General features: G+C 45.6%; 1 protein-coding gene. It reads left to right on the top strand.

Annotated features, from left to right (window positions below):
• Nucleotides 1-2,745: methionine synthase (gene metH / locus B4033_RS03565; RefSeq protein ID WP_286832144.1), on the top strand; the 2,745-nt coding region annotated here is incomplete at its 5' end.
• Nucleotides 2,746-2,766: the final 21 nt, after the last annotated feature.

Below are 2,766 nucleotides of genomic sequence, written 5' to 3'. Positions count from 1 at the left end.
ATCCGCGCAATTGCGCAGGCGGTTGAAGGGATTGCTCCTCGCCAGATTCCTGAAATTGAGCCTGCATGCCGTTTAAGTGGTTTAGAACCATTTAACATCACCAAAGATTCGTTGTTCGTGAACGTCGGTGAACGTACCAACGTGACTGGTTCTAAAAAGTTCCTTCGTTTAATTAAAGAAGAAAACTTCACAGAAGCTTTAGACGTTGCCCGTCAACAAGTTGAAGCTGGTGCGCAGATCATCGACATCAATATGGATGAAGGCATGCTCGATTCACAGGGTGCAATGGTGCACTTCCTGAATCTGATTGCGTCTGAGCCAGATATTTCACGTGTGCCCATCATGCTTGATTCTTCAAAATGGGAGATCATTGAAGCAGGTTTGAAATGCGTGCAAGGTAAAGCGGTTGTTAACTCGATTTCCTTAAAAGAAGGTTATGACGAGTTTGTAGAACGTGCCCGCCTCTGCCGTCAGTATGGTGCTGCGGTGATCGTGATGGCCTTTGATGAAAATGGTCAGGCGGATACTGCAGAGCGTAAAAAAGAAATCTGTAAACGTTCTTACGACGTGCTGGTAAATGAAGTCGGCTTCCCATCTGAAGACATCATTTTTGACCCGAACGTGTTTGCAGTGGCAACCGGTATTGAAGAACACAACAACTATGGCGTCGATTTCATTGAAGCGACTGGTTGGATCAAACAAAACCTGCCAAATGCGATGATTTCAGGCGGTATCTCCAACGTATCATTCTCATTCCGGGGTAACGAACCTGTTCGTGAAGCGATCCATGCAGTGTTCCTGTATCACGCGATCCAGAAAGGCTTGACCATGGGGATCGTGAATGCCGGCCAGCTTGCGATTTACGATGATATCGATGCAGAACTGAAAGAAGCCGTTGAAGATGTGGTCTTGAACCGTAATCAAGGTGAAAGCGGTCAGGAAGCGACTGAAAAATTACTGACTATTGCTGAAAAATACCGTGGTCAAGCAGGTGCACAAAAAGCCGAAGAAAATCTGGAATGGCGTAATGAAAGTGTTGAAAAACGTCTTGAGTATGCACTGGTAAAAGGCATCACCACTTACATCGATCAGGATACTGAAGAAGCTCGTTTAAAATCTGCCCGTCCTTTAGATGTCATTGAAGGTCCATTGATGGCGGGCATGAACGTGGTCGGCGACCTGTTCGGTGCGGGTAAAATGTTCTTACCGCAAGTGGTAAAATCTGCACGTGTGATGAAGCAAGCTGTGGCTTGGCTCAACCCGTTTATTGAAGCAGAAAAAACCCAAGGCGAAGCCAAAGGTAAAATCTTGCTTGCAACGGTAAAAGGCGACGTACATGACATCGGTAAAAATATCGTGGGCGTGGTACTTGGCTGTAACGGTTATGACATCGTTGACCTTGGCGTAATGGTGCCATGTGAGAAGATTCTACAAACGGCCATTGATGAGAAAGTGGACATCATCGGTTTGTCTGGTTTGATCACTCCGTCATTGGATGAAATGGTCTTTGTTGCCAAAGAAATGCAACGTAAAGGCTTTAACATTCCACTGATGATTGGTGGTGCAACGACTTCTAAAGCACATACTGCGGTGAAGATTGCTCCGCAATATCAAAATGATGGTGTGTTCTATACGGCTGATGCATCTCGTGCTGTAGGTGTGACCACACAATTACTTTCTGCTGAAATGAAACCACAATTGATGGCGGACTATGCAGCAGATTATGAAAAAATCCGTACCCGTCTTGCCAATAAACAGCCGAAAGCTGCGAAGCTTTCTTATAAAGAATCGGTTGAAAATGGTTTCAAAATTGACTTCGACAAGAATGCACCAGTAAAACCAAACTTCATCGGTTCACAAACTTTCACCAACTATCCTTTAGAAACCTTGGTGGAATACTTTGACTGGACGCCGTTCTTCATTTCTTGGAGTCTTGCGGGCAAATTCCCGAAAATCCTTGAAGATGAAGTGGTCGGTGAAGCAGCACGTGACCTGTATGCACAAGCACAAGCGATGTTAAAAGACATCATCGAAAATAAACGTTTCGATGCGCGTGCGACGTTTAGCATTTATCCTGCGAATCGTGTTGCGGCAGATACCGTTGCGGTTGCTGATGAAAATGGCAATGTGACGCATAGCTTCGAGCACCTTCGTCAGCAGTCTGACAAAGTAACCGGTAAAGCGAACTACTCTCTGGCTGACTTTATTGCGCCAAAAGATGTGGCTCAAGATTACTTGGGTGGTTTCACCGTGTCGATTTTTGGTGCGGAAGAACTTTCGCAAGAATACAAAGCCAAAGGCGATGACTATAACGCGATTATGGTTCAGGCCTTGGGTGACCGTTTTGCCGAAGCCTTTGCCGAACATTTGCATGAACGTATCCGTAAAGAGTTCTGGGGCTATCAGGCCAATGAACAACTGTCAAATGAAGAGCTGATTAAAGAGAAGTATGTCGGGATTCGTCCTGCACCGGGCTACCCTGCATGTCCTGAGCACTCTGAAAAAGCACCATTGTTTGACTGGTTAGGTACAACCGAGAAAATGGGTACATACTTAACATCTAGCTTTGCCATGTGGCCACCTTCATCTGTCAGCGGTTTCTATTATGCGAACCCTGAAACGGAATACTTTAACGTGGGTAAAATCTCTGGCGATCAGCTCGAAGATTATGCGAAGCGTAAAGGTTGGACGTTAGATGAAGCGAAGCGTTGGTTAGCACCGAATTTGGATGATTCTGTGGTTTAATCCCCCTCCTTGCGAAGCGAT

This window comes from Acinetobacter sp. UBA3132, assembly GCF_002364825.1.
GTDB classification, from domain to species: Bacteria; Pseudomonadota; Gammaproteobacteria; order Pseudomonadales; family Moraxellaceae; genus Acinetobacter; species Acinetobacter schindleri.
Note: the sequence above shows the minus strand (reverse complement) of the source record. Positions and strands in the feature narration are given on the sequence as shown.